Raw genomic sequence first — 16,004 nt, forward strand, 5'->3', positions numbered from 1 at the left:
AAACAATTTATTTAGCAGGAGCATAAGCGCCGGTTTGAAGCCAGGTAATCCAGGCTTTTTTAAATTGTGCATGCGTTAAAGGCGGAACTGTTCTTCCTTTGCCAGGATTCCAGCCGGCTTTTACCAAACCGTCGTCAGCATGAGCAATAAGCTTTTGCAAATCCTTATGACCATTTAGTTCCGGGTTAACCAATTGTTTCGCTAATTCATGAGCAGTTTTACCTTCAAATACCATTTTCATATCAGCTGGTGGTAAATGCCATTCCGGATTTCCCGGAGGTGTATGCAGTCCGGGACTGTTTTCGGCTTGATGACAATTGGAGCACTTCATTGCGTATAATCCTTTTCCATCTTTTCCTCTTTTGGGCTGCATGCTGTGAACAACGCTATTATCTCCCTGAAGCGGAATATCGCCTTTTGGATGACAGTTCAGACAACGTGGACTCATTAGTACCTTGTAAACTTGTTTGAAAGCGGCAACAGATGCTGCACTGTCTTTTTTTACTGGTGTAATGACTATATATTCCTTTTCTATTGATTTTCTTAACGAAACAGTAAATGCCAGTCCAATTGTAGAAATTAGAATTACAGCTATTAATATAAATTTAGTTTTTGTTGACATGAGATTTGTTTTCTGTTTATAAATCATGTTCTGCTTTTTCCCTGCATTTCTGAAGCAAGATGTATCGCTTTGCGAATTCGGGGATACGTACCGCATCTACAAATATTCCCAGCCATTGCATCGTCTATATCCTGATCGCTTGGATTTGGATTTTCCCGAAGCAAGACAGCAGCCGACATGATTTGTCCGGAATGACAATAACCACATTGCGGAACGTCAATCTCCTGCCATGCTTTTTGCGCGGGATGATCATTATTTTCAGATAATCCTTCAATGGTCACTACATTTTTACCTTCGGCACGGCTCATCTTTGTAACACAGGAGCGAACAGCTTCACCATCAAGATGTACAACACAGGCTCCGCATTGCGCTACTCCACAGCCAAATTTGGTTCCGGTAAGCCCAAGTGTATCTCTAATTGCCCAAAGCAAAGGCATTTCGGGGCTTACATCAAGTTTTTCAGTTTTGCCATTTACGGTTAATTGTATCATAATTCGTGTTTTAATATTGACAACTATCTGGTTTTATGTGTTTTATTCTAATTTCTAATTTACAAAAAAAATACAAGAAATTGATTTTACTTTTTAGCTTTTAGTACATCGTTCAAAACTTTTTGTGCGGCTTTGGCTTCCTTCTCTCCAATTGCTGTCTTAATTACACTCAAAAATTCCTGTAATTGGCGTGAACTTAAACCAACATTCAGGCAGATGTTTAAATGAGATTGCAACATCGGTTCCGCATCTCCAATTGAGGCAATTACTGATACTGTCACCAATTCTCTTTGCGCAAAAGTCAAAACATCTCGTTCAAAAATGTCTGCAAAAAGATGCTCTTTAAGGAATACATCCATTTCAGGAGCAAATGCTGAGTAGCCTGTTTTTGGTCCGTCTTGTGTTACGCCTGTAAGTTCTCCCAAAACTGCTTTACCACGATCATATTTATTTCCTTCCTGTTTTATAGATGATCCTTCAGGACCAACGGTATCGGTAATTCCTTTTGATTTACGCTCTTCCAAAACAGCCATAAAAGTCTGCAGTCCCCGAATGCTTCTGGGAAACCCGCAATACGCATAAAGGTGAACCAAAACTTCCTTAATTTGATTGATGGTTAAACCAGAATCAAGACCCGAATTTAATTCTGTCTTCAACTTTACTAAATCACCTTGCGCGGTAACAGCTCCAATCTTAATAATTGCTATTTGTTCTTTGCTTAATTTTTTACTTTGATCCGTTTGCGCATAAGCTGTTCCGGAAACAAATACCATCATTATAAGTATGGAGAGCGTTTTCATTTTCTTTTATTTATCAATTAATAAAACCTATTTTCTTTAACCAATTTTGAACTTCAAGCTCTACCTGTTTTTCTTTTTCTCCCTTCATCACAAATAAAATACCATCTCTTTCCATTCCGCCTTTGGTAGAAAAACCTTCCAATATTTTACTTGTAGGACATAATTCTTTAACCGTTTGAAAGGTGCTGCCAATTCCATAACCCGCATTCGTGTTGAATGGAACAATTGTTTTTCTTTCTAAGTTGTTTTTCTTCAAAAAGCTTTTCATTGGTGGAGGCAGCTGCATTCCCCAAGTTGGAAACCCCACAAAAATGACATCATACTTTTCCATATCGTTAATTTTTGTTTTAAGTGGAGGTAAAAAACCTGTCTCATTTTCGTTGGCGACCTGGCTCACTATCATTTTGTAGTCTTCAGGATAAGGGTTCTGCAATTCAAGTTCAACTAATAAACCACCCACATTTTTATGAATGATCTCCGCAACGGCTTTGGTGTTTTTAGTTCTTGATAAATACACGATCAATATATTTTTATCCACTACAGCTTCTTTTTTATCCTGAGGTTTTTCCTGCGCTTTACTACAGCCAGAAAACATACAAATTACTGCAGTTAGTAGAAACAATAACGATGCTGGCTTTTTCATTTTATTTTATCTTATTTTATTTAGCATTGGAATTTTTGCTGTGAAAGTTGAATTACTTCCTTTTCAGCAATAGTATTTTGTGCGAAAGACTTGTTTGCAATTAGAATAATGACCAGTAATCAAAAAGTGTTTTTTTTATAATGCTGTTTATATTAATTGTTTATATTTTTCCTATTTATGAATTGATGGATTTTGAAATTCTGCCATGTCCTGCATTTGAAATACTCCAAACCCTAAAAATGGCATTTTGACACCATTGTTTAATTTTATATTATGCATTGTAATATGATTTATAATTTTATTATTACAAATTTCCGAACTTAAACCCACGGCATTGGTATACGGATTACGGAATCTCCTACCAAGATTACTGATTGACAGCAAACTACTCTTTAATCTATACTTTAATAATTAAATTTGTGTAATAAATAATGAAAGACATGGGACAAGTATTTAACTTCGAAACAATTAGTGAATACAATGATTTTAATAATCACGAGACTCTACATCCATTAGTTAGTATAATTGATTTTAATAAAGCAAAACCAAGGACCGGTTCTAAAATGAACTTTGAACTTTACTGTATATTCTTAAAACAGGTAAAGTGCGGAGACTTGAAATACGGTCGCAATTACTATGATTATCAAGAAGGAACATTAGTTTTTATAAAGCCGGGACAAACTATTGATGTAGAAAATAAAGTAGATTATTACCAGCCCGCAGGACACGGACTAGTTTTTCACCCTGATTTAATCCGTGGTACATCACTTGCTAAAAGTATTACTGAATATAGTTTTTTTGGTTATGATACCAGTGAAGCCCTGCATTTATCAGAGAAAGAAAAACAGCTTGTCTTTGACTGCTTTGCTAAAATTGAAGTGGAATTAAAACAATCTATTGATAAACACAGCAAGAAGCTGATTGCATCAAATATTGAGTTGTTTTTGAATTATTGTGAAAGATTTTACGACAGGCAGTTTATTACCAGAGATACTACTAATAAAGGAATTGTCGAAAAATTTGAAGAGCTCTTAAACAGTTATTTTTCTTCCGACAAACCTAATATTATAGGATTGCCTTCTGTGGCCTATTATGCCGGAGAATTAAATTTATCTCCTAATTACTTTGGAGACCTTATTAAAAAAGAAACCGGAAAATCTGCTCAGGAATACATTAAAAATAAAATTATTGATGTAGCCAAAAACAAAATATTCGATTCTACAAAGACGATTAATGAGGTGGCTTATGAATTAGGTTTTAAATATCCACAGCATTTCACTCGTTTTTTTAAACAGCATGTTGGAAGTACTCCTAATGAATACAGGATAATGAATTAGGAAAACAAAAAAATGCTTTCATTACATATTAACCTGAAAATATGCTAATTTCTTTAAATCCTGCATAAAATGGTTTGTAAATTGTTCAGTAAGGAACACTCTTAAAGAAAACGTTAAAACATTAGGTTTAACGTTTCTTTTATGTCTTTACCGTTGCAATTAACTCATATTTACTTATAAATAGGATTTGTAAATCCAGCAGGGTTAACATAACAGTACTTATAACTCTTTACAATATTGGCACCTACCTGCATACTTGTCTGATAGCTATTTTATAAATGGAAATCATTATTCTGTAAAAAAAGTGTACCTATACTTTTTAAATTTGACAACATAGAAATATAAAGTCAGTCAACGACGGCAATACCGGCGAAATTGCTACTGGACACTCCTTTAAAAATGATAGTGAAATTTAATTTAAAAAAATAAAAAGATGAATTCAGATACAACGCAAAATTACAGTCAGGATGACAAGAATTTTCAAAACGCAGGCACAAAAAACAGCGATGAAAACAGCAATCCTTATGATTCAGAGAATCTTGACAATGAATCGAACAGTGAATCTAAAGATATAACTGAGAAGGACATTGAAAAGGATCTTATAGATAACGATCCCTCTGAAGGTTTTGAAACTGACATTGATGCTCCGGGGAGCGATGAAGCTGAAAGCGACACCTTTGAAACCATTGAACCAGATCAGGATAATCCAGTCCACAAAGAATTCGAAATTGGAAAGCTTGGCAATGAGGAGCTTAAAGAAGATGAAATCAGCAGGGATGAAACAGGTCCTATTGCATTCCATAAGCCTTCTCAGCGAAAATTTTAATGTATTGAAATTCAAGATCGCTTCCGCGGTATTACACGCAGATAATCGATGACAGCAAAAAACCTTAACCATCTGAAAATAATATAATTAAACAGCAACAGGCTGTAATTTAATCCATTGCTTATTTTCTAGCTTTACAACTCTTTCAATCCGTAAGAGATTGATGGACCGCTGTCAGCAGCAATTATTAACTATTTAATTACAACATTATGATACCACAAGAAAACTACGATACATACCGTCAGGACGGCAGCATGTATCACATGGGGGAAGAATCCATCCAGTCCGAAACGATGGAGCACACCGATCCGGGGATCAGCCAGCATTATAACGATGAAAGGTCTTCCGACCATCAGCCTACCGAACTGGATCATGACGATGCAGACAGAAGGACTTTAGACGAGTCTGAGGCGGATGAGGATGACGAAGATTAAGACGCACCTTACCCGCAGATAAGCAAAATAGAAAAGCCTTCGAGATGTAAACATTTTGAAGGCTTTTTTGGATATAAAAAAATCAAGTTTTTATTAATATAGAAATGTGCACAGAAAGAATTTCTGCGTGATCATTGCAACTATCCGCGTAATCTGAAATCATGGACACATAAAGCATTATCTGCAATTTAAAACTAAATCAGAAGGATTTTTTATTTCCTCCAGACACTCAAGGCCTGATTTGCAGAATTAATATTAAGAAAATAAAGTCCGGTAATTCTGTCTCGCAAAGAGCCAGAAAATCATCCATTTAATACATCCCGATAGCTAATAAACCGACTATTCAAAATAAAAAAAATAAAAAATGCAGTATTAGTTGATATGTTAACTATATTTGTATCAAACAAAATTATATGAATAATAATAACCCAACCGGAACAGTACTTTATTCAATTGAACAGGCAATCAAAGAATATCGAAAATTATCCCAAAAAAATCTTTTAAAAGTTGTCAATGACATTACAGTAGATCAATGTTTAATTTTAATAATACTTAACAAGGATGCTGCTATTTATCAAAATGAACTAGCAAATCTTATTTTTAAAGATAAAGCCTCAATCACAAGAATGATCGAATTGATGGTAAAGAATGGATATCTGATAAGAGCAATTGATAATGAAGACAGAAGAAAATTCAATCTTGAAGTAACCGACAAAGGAAGGAAAACTCTTGATTTAATAGACCCAGTAATCAAACAAAACAGAAAAACAGCTCTAAATGGCTTGTCGTTAGAAGAAGTAGCTTTATTAGATAAAATACTCAATAAAATAATAAATAACTGCAAATAAATGAATACCAAATACTACCTGCCAAAAACTGCACAAATTCTAATATTCATACTTTTCCCAACCTTAATTTTTGGGCAAAAGAATATATCAGCTAATCTTACAAAATACATGCAAGCGCAAGTTGAAGTAAATAATTTTAGTGGAGCTGTCCTTGTTACTAAAAACGGTTCAGTTTTATTAAAAAAAGCATATGGACTAGCCGATTATGAGTGGAATATTAAAAATACTGTAGATACTAAATTTCAACTTGCTTCGGTAACAAAACAATTTACCGCTGCAGCCATTCTTCTGTTAGTAGAAAAAGGAAAATTGTCCCTTACTGATCATCTCAGTATTTTTTTTCCGGATTACCCAAAAGCAGATAGTGTTACTATTCATATGCTTTTATCTCATTCTTCGGGACTTGCTATGGGTTTCAAAGAAGTAGCATTGAGCAGCATCAGCGCTGATTCTGCCTATGCTGAAATAAAAAAAATGCCCTATGAATTTACTCCTGGAACTCAAACAGCATACAGCAATATAGGTTACTATTTACTAGCTAAGATTATAGAAAAGGTTTCTGGTGAGAAATACGCACTTTTTTTAAGAAAAAATATATTCGAAAAAGCAGGAATGAAAAATACGGGTATTAGTAATAATGATTCGATAATCTCAAAAAAAGCGAAAATTTATTATAGAACAGAAAAAGGATATATTCACAATCCATATATCAATTGGGATGTCAATATTGGTCATGATGGTGTATATTCAACGGTAGAAGATTTGGCTTTATGGGACAACGCGCTATATGGAACAACTATCTTATCTGAAAAAACGAAAAAACTCATGTTTACTTCTTACAGCTCTGAAAATTGGGGATATGGTTTTATAATTAATCCATTTTATAATCATGGGCATCAGCTTATTGCTCATGACGGAGGTTTTTTTGGGACAATGACTTCCTTTAACCGATTTACAGATGACAAAATTTTTGTAACTGTACTTTCTAATAACGAATCATTTTCGCATATTATTGGTTATGGCCTTTCAGCGATTGCCTTGCAAAAAGAAGTAGAACTTCCATACAAACATATTCAAACTAAAATTGACACAACATTATACGATAAATATGCAGGCAAATATGGTAAAGTTGAAATATTAAAAATTGCCGATAAACTTTATTATAATAGTAAAGAAATGGAACTAGTACCGGAGTCGAAAACAAAATTTTTTAGAGTAGACAATAACGACAGGACAATTGAATTTATTCAGGATCAATCAGGCATTTTCAATTCTATAATTATGACAAAAGGAGGAGTCAAAGAAGTTGTAAAAAGAAATAATTTATAGTTTTAACTCATTTAAAATCATTAATAAAAAAAGCTTCTTGAATTATTACAAGAAGCTTTTTTTTATTAAAATTAAATACATGGAATTCGAAAATTTAAAAAATTAGATTCAAACAGAACAATCAATTTATCTCAACCGAAATATTAAAAAAAAAGAAACAAGCACAAAACACCACTTTTAAATTATATAAATTCAACGCAAAATTCTATAATTAAGAAGGCAGCTGGCTCCTGTAATTTTGAATAGAAATAAAATCTATATATTCTATAATAAATTATGAATTCACAGACTACTACCAGCTACGTAATTAACTCAGTTGAACGATTTAATACTCCGTCAGATACCAATTTTAAAAATGCAGAAACGTATTCTGAAAAACATCAAACGACTATAGCCGACTTATATTACAAATATGAAGACGAACCGGATTTTGACTGTGAGTTTCTAATTAACAGTGAGGAATTTGCTGAACAGGAAAATATAGATGAATTAGAATCTGAGGATTACATCGATAATTATGGCGATGATAAATGGGATGCAGATATCTATGACCCTTATCTGGAGTCCACTTACTTTTAAGCATTTTCTTTAATTAGAAATAATGAATCCGTTTGACAATCTTAATAAGTGAAATTGGTATTTGCTAAATAAGTGTCAAAACTGGACAAAAAAAATTTGTCAATACATTCCTCTTTATTGCTGAATATCTTGACAAATTTAATAGTTATGTTTAAAACCGAATTTTAAATAAGGGTATCTTCTTCATTACAAGGAAAATAAATAGTAATAGAAGTCCCGTGTCCTAATTTTCCTTCGGCCGTAATTGTTCCGCCTAGTGTCTGCATAATTTTTTTACACAATGCCAGCCCGATTCCGGATCCACTGTATTCCTGCTGTGTATGAAGTCGTGTAAAAACCTTAAAGATAGAATCTGCGTACTTTTGATCAAAACCAATTCCATTATCCGAAAACTTAACCCAGTTGCATGATATATTAATATTAACGGGATTATTTATAATTACCGGCTTCTTTGACGCTGTGATTTTTATGACAGGTGACCGTTCCGTCGAAGCATATTTTAAGGAGTTTTGAATAATATTTAAGAATAATTGTTTCATTAAAAATCCAATTGCTTTAACTTCCGGCAGTCTCTCACACTCAATAACCGCATTGTTTTCTAAAATCAGCTCACTTATTTCATCAGTTGCTGCTTCAAAAATCAGATTGAGATCTATTTTTTCAGCAGTTTCGTTCATGTTTTTAATCCGCGTATATTTCAAAATATCCTGCAGAAGTTCACGCATTCTTGCAGCAGATTTTGAGACCCGTTCCAGAGAATCAAAATCAGAGTCTTCAGGGTTACCGCTTTTTTCCGAAAGCAGCTTAGAGGTAATCATCTGTATTTTTCTAAGAGGCTCCTGAAGATCATGCGTACTGATCCAGTTTATATTTTCCAATTCAGAATTGGTCTCCCTTAAAATTTCACTTTGAAGCCTGTATTTTTCTTCTTCCTCACTCAGCAGAATCATCATTAAATTATTATGAAGCGAATGTGCATATTTTGCAGCGGCGTTGATTTCGTACTGCTTCCAAATACTGCTTTGCCCTTTGACAATCTGTTTCCAGATATTAAATGAGTTTCTCGGATGCAGACCTTTTTTATCTTTAATAATGCTTTTTTCCGGATCGCCTGCCCAGTTAATTTCTGAGACAGTTTCCGGTCTGTACCATATTATATGGTTTGAATTGCCCAGAGAATGATAGACTACTCCGGCAAAATTGGAACATCTTTCTAATTTAGGAAAATCGTCACTTATTTTTCTGGTCGTATAAAACGCTGTAGATTTTTTATTCTCTACTTGTTCAACAAAAGCTTTGATCTGATCATCTTCCGGAGTTAAACCATTTTTATAAATTTTATTTCGAAACAATATCGATACTCCGCCAGAATTACATAGTGTCAATAATTCGGGCATTTTGATAATAGTGTTCAATGAATCTTCGGCCAGCGGAAGATCAAGAGCGGTTAAATGTTCTAATGCTTCAATTGACTTCTTTGCATTGATATTTTCGTCATTTGATTCGCGAATATCGATCTGCGAGGTGATAAACTGCCCCTGAAGTTTTGCAGCAAGCCTTACTTCGGGTGAAATATTCTTTTCAGAATAATGATGACAGGCAATAAGACCCCACAAACGGTCATGATGAATAAGCGAAATGGTCAGCGTTGCTCCAACACCCATATTTTTGAGATATTGCACATGAATAGGAGATGTACTTCTTAAAATTGAAAGACTTAAATCAAGGTTTTTATCCTCACTATTATCAATAGTAAAAATAGGAACGGGTTCATAATTAATATCTGCAATTAACCTAAGCTGGTTCCTGATGTACAATTCCCTTGCCTGCACCGGAATATCCGTATGCGGGTAATGCAGTCCTAAAAATGGCTCCAGATCTTTCCTGCAGCTTTCTGCATAAACTTCACCATTATACTGCTCATCAAAGCGATAAATCATTACACGGTCATATCCTGTAATTTCCCTTGTACCCTCTGCTACAAGCGCGCACAGATCTTTTAGTGATTTTGTATTATTCATCTGTGTTACAAACTGAATAGTCTGCGTATAAATGTCTGCCAAAATCTGTTTGTCAAACTGAGCTTCAGCCTCTAAAACATAAATATCATTGCTTTTGTGAATATTGACCTGAAACTTTTTTTGCAGCAGTTCTATCTCCAGTGGAAACACATCCTGAACTGTATCTGAATTTATATAATTAAAAATCTGTTCTTGTGCTTTGCTGCCAAAAACATTTTCAAATTTATTTCCGAGTGCCTGTGTATAACTTAAATCAATGAAAGACGAAATATTACTGGTACAGTAATCGATTATCCAATCATTAGTAAGTCCCATTAAAAAACCATGCGGCTGAATCATTCCAGGAATATGAATGGGTTCTTGGTCGCAATTGGTTAATGTAACCAGATCACGGTTAACTATATCTTTAATCTTCATTAAGTAACTAAATTTAGAGAGTGCACTGCACTATGTATGCTTTTAAAGCATTAAATCTGATTTATAGTTCCAGTAGAATAATCACAATATTATCATTTTCTGTATATTAAAAATGATGTTCTGTATCTAACTAAAGGTATAAATGTTCTCGGGCAAATTTGAATGCATACTTTCTAGTGTATTTTTTAAATTGGACTGAACTCCAATGCAAAGCTGCTGCATTATCAATTTTAATGCATTAAAGTCAGAAGGCTTAACAATGTATGCTTCTGCACCCAAAGAATGAGCTTCACCGATACCTTTCGAACCGTTGGAAGTTGCCATCATAATGACCGGTACATTTCCAAACTTCAAATCCTGCTTAATGAGTCTTAATAATTCCCAGCCATCCATTTTTGGCATTCCGGCATCTAACAATATCAAATCAGGCAATGATTCCAATTCAGAAAGTAAATTTAGTGCTGCATCACCGCTGTCAACAAATTCAACTGCAAAAGTCTCTTCTGTTCCTTTCATTGCCCACTTAAAAAATTCCGCATCGTCACAATCATCATCAACCAGTAAAATTATTTTTTTATTCATTTATCTTAATATAGTATTACAGCAATATCCGTTAAGCTGCAATGATGTAAGTAAAATTAGCTATACATTCTGTGGAAAGCAAGTAAAACAGAAGTTTATTGCTAAAGTCGATGCAATCAGAAGAATTAATTTTCTTTTTATATTGTGCGGACTTATACTTTGCAGCAATCCTAACCAAATACAACGAAATCGTTTTTTTGTTTTTGTATTATAACCAATAACTTAAAGAAAATAGATGATAAAGTTTTAGCTATATCTTATTTTAAGCGATATTTTATTCATTTTCATACTAATATCATTTAAATTCATAATCTAAATCACATTGTTTCAAAACGACAATCTATTCTAAAAGCGGATATAATCTGACAAAATAGATGTTTTGTGGGATATTTTTTTATCTTTGAAATTCAGGATTTTTAATCTAAATGGCTTTATCTTTGAGCCTTTAGAAAAATTGATATTCGTTATGGAACAGAAAATACATCAGGGAAGAAACGTAAAACGTTTTAGAGAAATGCTTAACATAAAGCAGGAAGCATTAGCTTATGATCTGGGTGAAGACTGGAACCAAAAGAAAATTTCGATGCTGGAGCAGAAAGATGTAATTGAAGAAAGCCTGCTGAAACAAATTTCGGCTGTATTAAAAATTCCAGTTGAAGCTTTTCAGAATTTTGATGAAGAGCAAGCGATCAATATTATTTCTAATAAATTTGACAACGGTTCAGTTGGTTATCAAAAGAATGATACTTGTACATTTAATCCTATTGATAAAATTGTACAATTATATGATGAAAAAATTGCATTGTACGAGCGTATGTTGAAAGAGAAAGATGAAATGATGCTGAGGCTTGAAAAATTGATTAATAAATAATTATTTATAGAAGATATATAATTCACAAAGAGACTTTTGAAGTCTCTTTTTTGTTGAGAGTTTTTCTATATTATCTTAGCTGTAAAATAAAATTAATCAGATGCGCCAAACTTATCTTATTTCTTTCCTATTCTTTTTAATTGTAAACACTTTTTATTCACAAAGTAATGATTTATCCGTTTCAGACTTCAAAGGAAAGGTAAAAACCGTAATCACTTACTTAAATAATGAAAGAGAAAAAAGCATTTCTTATAATGAAGATGGAAATATAATAGATTATGTTGGGTATGATCCGAAAACACAGTATTTCAATAAAAAATATGATTCTAAAGGAAGAATGATTTATTATAAAGATGAAAATTTCATCACAATAAAAAATTACAACGATTCTGAAAATTCATCTTTTGAATATACAATTCTTGCATTAAGAAAAGATACAACGAATTCCTATTATAATCAATTTGATAAAACCCAGAACTTACTGATTAACAAACACACAGAATATAGTAATAATAAAAGGTGGATTGAACGAAGCACAGAATATAAATATGATACACTTAATAGACTTATTAAAGAAGTTTTTACGCAACAAAATGCTGACAATACAATTGGAAAAGCTTTAATAACGTATATAGAGTATTTTTATAATAACGGTATTATTAAAAAAATAGCTTCAGATGGTAAAGGTCAAGAATTTATTACCGAAAACTTTAAATTCCCTTCAAAAATACCACTCTACAAAAGTATTTACGACTACTACAAGTTCAACAATGATGATTTTATTTATGATGAGAAAACAAAATTAACAAAAGTGATTAAATACCAGAATAAAGATAATTCATTAAAAAAAGTTTTGACCTTTTCTGGAAAAGAATTGTTATTGATTGAAGAAGATTATACAAAAGAGATCTTAATTCTAAAAACTGAAAATAAGTACGACGATACAAATAATATTATTGAAAAGATTACCAAGGATTATAGAAATGGTAAAACTCGAAAAAATAAATATATAATTACATACTATTAATCCGATCGCGCGGATTTATAGTATGTCTCCGCAAATATATCTTAACAGCTTTAAAAACAGAAAATCTAGTTTTTATTAATATAGGACTAGCACGGAAAGAATTTCCTAGCTAGCGTTGGTGCATCCAAGTATATAGCTATCTCATTATAACAACATCCTTTCCGTAATTATTTTATTTGATGAAGTTTCAATTCCGGTAACTTCGGCATACTTTACATTGGGTAACCAAAAAGAACCTCCTTCAATGCGCACAAATATTTTTTCTACTTGTATTTTTTTTTGATTTAGATTTACAAAAACATGATATTTTTGATCTGAATCTAACTTTTTCAAAGTAAAAGGTAACTTTTTATAGGATACAAATTGAAGCTCAAATTCCTCATTATCCAGGGTTTTACTTTCTATTCCGTATGCAAATTTGCGTTGGATATAACTAAAATCTTTTTTTTCTCCTTTCTCAGCATATCGCATCCAATAGGCTTTTATGGGATTGCTTTTGTCTATTTTTCCATTTTCCTGATAGTTTATGGCATAAATAGCAGTGTTTATATTGGGGTCGCGTTGAATATAGAATAACATATTGTCTATATTTTTAGGCGTTGGAAAATGTAATGGCGAGGGATTTTTGGATTGCGCCAATAGATCTGCAGAAATTATATTTACTAAGATCGTGATTACGATTAGTGATTTTTTAAAATGTTTAAATGATAATTTATTCATAAACGAAATTTAGATAAACCGTTGGGTGGAATTATTTTAACACATAGAAACATAGATTTGGGACGCTTAAAAAAGGCGTTTCACTTGTATTAACAAACATAGCTATGTGTTAGAAACTAGTTTCTTTTTGTATATTCTTTTTACGAAACAAAAACCTATGTTTCTATGCGTTGAATGAGTTTTTTTTTGAACTACACGAATTAATTTGATTCGATTACATTCTGCTTTTCGTTTACCTTAAAAACCCAATATTTAATCAGTGGAAAGTTAAATCCATACGAAACAAATAAGTCCGTGATTAATCTTCCGATTCTGTAATCGATTTGAAATACTTTTTGCAAAATAAGCGTACCAGATGATTTTAAGGTAATGCTTCCCAACATCACCAAAGCAAATTTAAAAAGCTGACTGTTGATGGGACTGCTATAACCGGATTGATTTTTAAATACCCAAAATCTATTGATGCTGAAATTAATAATGGCACCAACGGTTCCGGAGATTAGGATAGAAAAAGTAAAATGCAGTTTAAATACTTCGGTTAATAAAATCATTAAACCGTAATCGGTAATACCGCCTAAAAATGCCGCAACTTGTGCTTGTAGAAAAGTGAAAACGGCTTTTTTCCTGAACATATTAAATTTGGTTTTTATCCTTTAAATCGCCCAACTTTAAAAGCATTAAGCTATCTATAACATTGATTATCAATAAAACAATAGTTATTAAGCCAGCTAAATAGGTAATGGATCCCTGAAACAAAACTTCTGCAATTAAAATGAAAGCAATAATAAGCCGAAGTTCCGTAGGGCCGACAAAGCCAGAATCTATACTATATTCATTTGTAATCATGTACCGTAACTGGCTGATGATAATAGACCAGCCATACAATGCGACAAAAGCAAAGGCTACTATTTGTGTACCGTTTTCAGCATAAATGTAGTAGCCAAAGCCTATAACTACAATACCAATCCAATCGGCAATAATATCGAGTGCAAAACCATACCAACGACGCGGCATATTTCTATAATATGCCAATCTTCCGTCTAAAGAATCGCCTAACCAGTTTATAACCAAACCGATAATACCCAAAAGCAAATACCAATTTGTTACATAAGCACCTAAAACAAAAGCTAAAAAAACGAATCCCGAACCCAATGTACCAATTAAAGTGAGTACGTTTGGCGAAATGAATTTAGGTACTTTCGGAAGCAAAAAAACAATCGTTAGCTGTTCTGTTCTTTTTAAAATATTAGTTCGCTTACGGTCTGAAAAAGTTCTTTGTGTAATTGTACTATAATCTTCAACCTGTATTTCTTTTTCCATTAGTAAACTAATATTAATAAGCCTAATATAGAGCCAATCCTAGATAATTTTTAATTTTATCTTTCTTTGCGTATTTTTTAAAAAATCGGTGGTACTTTTTAGCTTACCTGATCTAACCAGATAACTAAATGCGAGGATAAACAGCATACTATTTAACAATTCCCGCAAAACGTTGATAGAAAACTGTTGGACTGTTCTCGTTTTTAGGAGCGTATTTTCCTGCTATAATCGGAATATAAATAACCCTTCTTCTACTCTCTTCGCCACGGATTGATGATTCTGCCACTCTGTGCCACAAACGGCCATCGTGAATGGTTAAATCTCCGGCTTCTGGATTGATGGAAACTTCCTCTGAATCTGCTTTATTATCTAAAAAGTATTTTTTGCGAAAAAGCATTTGATAAATACTTTGCTTGTGCGTACCAGGAATAATTTTAAGACCGCCGTTTTCAGGCTTTAAAGTGCTTAAGTGAATACCCACATTGAGCATCGGGTTTAATTTGCCACCATAAAAAATGTCTCTCAAACCATCTGTATGCCAGCCCATTTTAGTAAACTTACTTTCGGGTCCGTTGATATAATGATTGAAAACCATTCCGTCTTTTTCTTCAGTACCTAATCTTGAACCATCGCCTGCCAATGGTAATAAACTATTGAATCTTGGATCAAGCAAAAGACCGCTTAAGGTTTGATGATGCTGATTGATAAAAGCAAAACGCTGTACAATTGGAGAGCCATCTAAATCTTTTCCGTATTTTATTGGAACACCGTTTACTTTTTGAAGGTCATTATCAATCCATTTTTGCTCCACTTGTTTGGAGGCATCGATGATGGATGAAACCGTTTCCGGATTTATAAATTTTTTGAAATGGATGAAGCCATGTTCGTTAAAAAAGTCAATTTGCTCAGCAGTTAATTGCCCAGTAAGGGTAAATGTTTTATAAGAAGATACCATAATAAATATATTTAATAAATGAAATAATAGTGTTTGTAATTTGATCCAAAAGATTAGCAACAGCAACAACAGCAACAACACATTCGCATGTTGACCTGCATTCGATCTTTAGAAAAATTAAACTTATTATTCATATTAGATATACTCTATAGAATTAGTAGACATTTATACAAATGTAATAT

General features: G+C 32.9%; 18 protein-coding genes. 8 read left to right on the top strand and 10 right to left on the bottom strand.

What is annotated here, in order from left to right:
- Positions 1–7: 7 nt before the first annotated feature.
- The 4 genes from B0A68_RS05380 to B0A68_RS05395 all read right to left on the bottom strand — a co-directional run bounded on the left by B0A68_RS05380 (position 8) and on the right by B0A68_RS05395 (position 2,556).
- Positions 8–622 (bottom strand): hypothetical protein, encoded by a 615-nt coding sequence (locus tag B0A68_RS05380; protein ID WP_035689824.1) that lies wholly within the window; start codon positions 620–622, stop codon positions 8–10.
- Positions 623–645: 23 nt separating this feature from the next.
- A complete protein-coding gene (locus B0A68_RS05385) occupies positions 646–1,113 on the bottom strand; it encodes a (2Fe-2S)-binding protein (RefSeq protein WP_035689548.1) in 468 nt (155 codons plus the stop codon).
- Positions 1,114–1,199: 86 nt separating this feature from the next.
- On the bottom strand, positions 1,200–1,913 hold the full coding sequence (locus tag B0A68_RS05390) for a carboxymuconolactone decarboxylase family protein (RefSeq protein ID WP_035689549.1): 714 nt from the start codon (positions 1,911–1,913) through the stop codon (positions 1,200–1,202).
- A 13-nt stretch (positions 1,914–1,926) separates the two neighbouring features.
- Entirely contained in the window at positions 1,927–2,556 is a 630-nt protein-coding gene (locus B0A68_RS05395; protein WP_035689551.1) for a flavodoxin family protein, read from the bottom strand.
- Between the two features lie 440 nt (positions 2,557–2,996).
- On the opposite strand from B0A68_RS05395, the gene B0A68_RS05405 reads away from it, so the two are divergent.
- The 6 genes from B0A68_RS05405 (at position 2,997) to B0A68_RS05430 (ending at position 7,909) form a co-directional block, all read left to right on the top strand.
- Positions 2,997–3,893, top strand: coding sequence for a helix-turn-helix domain-containing protein (locus B0A68_RS05405; protein WP_035689826.1), 897 nt, complete (start codon positions 2,997–2,999; stop codon positions 3,891–3,893).
- A 433-nt stretch (positions 3,894–4,326) separates the two neighbouring features.
- On the top strand, positions 4,327–4,719 hold the full coding sequence (locus B0A68_RS05410; protein WP_035689552.1) for a hypothetical protein: 393 nt from the start codon (positions 4,327–4,329) through the stop codon (positions 4,717–4,719).
- A gap of 209 nt (positions 4,720–4,928) precedes the next feature.
- Positions 4,929–5,153 (top strand): hypothetical protein, encoded by a 225-nt coding sequence (locus B0A68_RS05415; protein ID WP_035689554.1) that lies wholly within the window; start codon positions 4,929–4,931, stop codon positions 5,151–5,153.
- A 413-nt stretch (positions 5,154–5,566) separates the two neighbouring features.
- Positions 5,567–6,001: a MarR family winged helix-turn-helix transcriptional regulator gene (locus B0A68_RS05420; RefSeq protein ID WP_035689556.1), complete on the top strand. Its 435-nt coding sequence runs from the start codon at positions 5,567–5,569 to the stop codon at positions 5,999–6,001.
- The gene (locus B0A68_RS05425; protein WP_035689558.1) at positions 6,002–7,330 is read left to right on the top strand and encodes a serine hydrolase domain-containing protein; all 1,329 of its coding nucleotides are present in this window, start codon (positions 6,002–6,004) and stop codon (positions 7,328–7,330) included.
- Positions 7,331–7,606: 276 nt separating this feature from the next.
- The gene (locus B0A68_RS05430) at positions 7,607–7,909 is read left to right on the top strand and encodes a hypothetical protein (protein WP_035689561.1); all 303 of its coding nucleotides are present in this window, start codon (positions 7,607–7,609) and stop codon (positions 7,907–7,909) included.
- Positions 7,910–8,073: 164 nt separating this feature from the next.
- Here the strand turns inward: B0A68_RS05430 and B0A68_RS05435 are convergent, their stop codons facing one another.
- On the bottom strand, positions 8,074–10,347 hold the full coding sequence (locus B0A68_RS05435) for an ATP-binding protein (RefSeq protein ID WP_035689562.1): 2,274 nt from the start codon (positions 10,345–10,347) through the stop codon (positions 8,074–8,076).
- A gap of 126 nt (positions 10,348–10,473) precedes the next feature.
- Positions 10,474–10,929: a response regulator gene (locus tag B0A68_RS05440; RefSeq protein WP_035689564.1), complete on the bottom strand. Its 456-nt coding sequence runs from the start codon at positions 10,927–10,929 to the stop codon at positions 10,474–10,476.
- Between the two features lie 466 nt (positions 10,930–11,395).
- Here B0A68_RS05440 and B0A68_RS05445 point away from each other — a divergent pair, with 466 nt between their 5' ends.
- Together B0A68_RS05445 and B0A68_RS05450 are read left to right on the top strand one after the other, a co-directional pair.
- Positions 11,396–11,800: a helix-turn-helix domain-containing protein gene (locus tag B0A68_RS05445; RefSeq protein WP_035689566.1), complete on the top strand. Its 405-nt coding sequence runs from the start codon at positions 11,396–11,398 to the stop codon at positions 11,798–11,800.
- Between the two features lie 100 nt (positions 11,801–11,900).
- On the top strand, positions 11,901–12,827 hold the full coding sequence (locus tag B0A68_RS05450) for a hypothetical protein (protein WP_035689567.1): 927 nt from the start codon (positions 11,901–11,903) through the stop codon (positions 12,825–12,827).
- A 144-nt stretch (positions 12,828–12,971) separates the two neighbouring features.
- On the opposite strand, the gene B0A68_RS05455 is transcribed toward B0A68_RS05450, so the two are convergent.
- The 4 genes from B0A68_RS05455 to B0A68_RS05470 form a co-directional block, all read right to left on the bottom strand.
- The gene (locus B0A68_RS05455) at positions 12,972–13,547 is read right to left on the bottom strand and encodes a DUF4833 domain-containing protein (protein WP_035689569.1); all 576 of its coding nucleotides are present in this window, start codon (positions 13,545–13,547) and stop codon (positions 12,972–12,974) included.
- 200 nt (positions 13,548–13,747) lie between these two features.
- Complete coding sequence (locus B0A68_RS05460) at positions 13,748–14,179, bottom strand: GtrA family protein (RefSeq protein ID WP_035689571.1); 432 nt, start codon at positions 14,177–14,179, stop codon at positions 13,748–13,750.
- A 1-nt stretch (position 14,180) separates the two neighbouring features.
- On the bottom strand, positions 14,181–14,867 hold the full coding sequence (locus B0A68_RS05465; RefSeq protein ID WP_051892909.1) for a CDP-alcohol phosphatidyltransferase family protein: 687 nt from the start codon (positions 14,865–14,867) through the stop codon (positions 14,181–14,183).
- Between the two features lie 148 nt (positions 14,868–15,015).
- The gene (locus B0A68_RS05470) at positions 15,016–15,822 is read right to left on the bottom strand and encodes a phytanoyl-CoA dioxygenase family protein (protein ID WP_035689574.1); all 807 of its coding nucleotides are present in this window, start codon (positions 15,820–15,822) and stop codon (positions 15,016–15,018) included.
- Between the last annotated feature and the right edge of the window lie 182 nt (positions 15,823–16,004).

Origin of the sequence: Flavobacterium reichenbachii (assembly GCF_002217435.1) — a bacterium.
In the GTDB taxonomy this organism is placed as follows: Bacteria; Bacteroidota; Bacteroidia; order Flavobacteriales; family Flavobacteriaceae; genus Flavobacterium; species Flavobacterium reichenbachii.

Bases quoted from the DNA above. Each gene is read 5' to 3' on its own strand.
- B0A68_RS05380 (WP_035689824.1), bottom strand. From the start codon at position 622: ATGTCAACAAAAACTAAATTTATATTAATAGCTGTAATTCTAATTTCT.
- B0A68_RS05385 (WP_035689548.1), bottom strand. From the start codon at position 1,113: ATGATACAATTAACCGTAAATGGCAAAACTGAAAAACTTGATGTAAGC.
- B0A68_RS05390 (WP_035689549.1), bottom strand. From the start codon at position 1,913: ATGAAAACGCTCTCCATACTTATAATGATGGTATTTGTTTCCGGAACA.
- B0A68_RS05395 (WP_035689551.1), bottom strand. From the start codon at position 2,556: ATGAAAAAGCCAGCATCGTTATTGTTTCTACTAACTGCAGTAATTTGT.
- B0A68_RS05405 (WP_035689826.1), top strand. From the start codon at position 2,997: ATGGGACAAGTATTTAACTTCGAAACAATTAGTGAATACAATGATTTT.
- B0A68_RS05410 (WP_035689552.1), top strand. From the start codon at position 4,327: ATGAATTCAGATACAACGCAAAATTACAGTCAGGATGACAAGAATTTT.
- B0A68_RS05415 (WP_035689554.1), top strand. From the start codon at position 4,929: ATGATACCACAAGAAAACTACGATACATACCGTCAGGACGGCAGCATG.
- B0A68_RS05420 (WP_035689556.1), top strand. From the start codon at position 5,567: ATGAATAATAATAACCCAACCGGAACAGTACTTTATTCAATTGAACAG.
- B0A68_RS05425 (WP_035689558.1), top strand. From the start codon at position 6,002: ATGAATACCAAATACTACCTGCCAAAAACTGCACAAATTCTAATATTC.
- B0A68_RS05430 (WP_035689561.1), top strand. From the start codon at position 7,607: ATGAATTCACAGACTACTACCAGCTACGTAATTAACTCAGTTGAACGA.
- B0A68_RS05435 (WP_035689562.1), bottom strand. From the start codon at position 10,347: ATGAAGATTAAAGATATAGTTAACCGTGATCTGGTTACATTAACCAAT.
- B0A68_RS05440 (WP_035689564.1), bottom strand. From the start codon at position 10,929: ATGAATAAAAAAATAATTTTACTGGTTGATGATGATTGTGACGATGCG.
- B0A68_RS05445 (WP_035689566.1), top strand. From the start codon at position 11,396: ATGGAACAGAAAATACATCAGGGAAGAAACGTAAAACGTTTTAGAGAA.
- B0A68_RS05450 (WP_035689567.1), top strand. From the start codon at position 11,901: ATGCGCCAAACTTATCTTATTTCTTTCCTATTCTTTTTAATTGTAAAC.
- B0A68_RS05455 (WP_035689569.1), bottom strand. From the start codon at position 13,547: ATGAATAAATTATCATTTAAACATTTTAAAAAATCACTAATCGTAATC.
- B0A68_RS05460 (WP_035689571.1), bottom strand. From the start codon at position 14,179: ATGTTCAGGAAAAAAGCCGTTTTCACTTTTCTACAAGCACAAGTTGCG.
- B0A68_RS05465 (WP_051892909.1), bottom strand. From the start codon at position 14,867: ATGGAAAAAGAAATACAGGTTGAAGATTATAGTACAATTACACAAAGA.
- B0A68_RS05470 (WP_035689574.1), bottom strand. From the start codon at position 15,822: ATGGTATCTTCTTATAAAACATTTACCCTTACTGGGCAATTAACTGCT.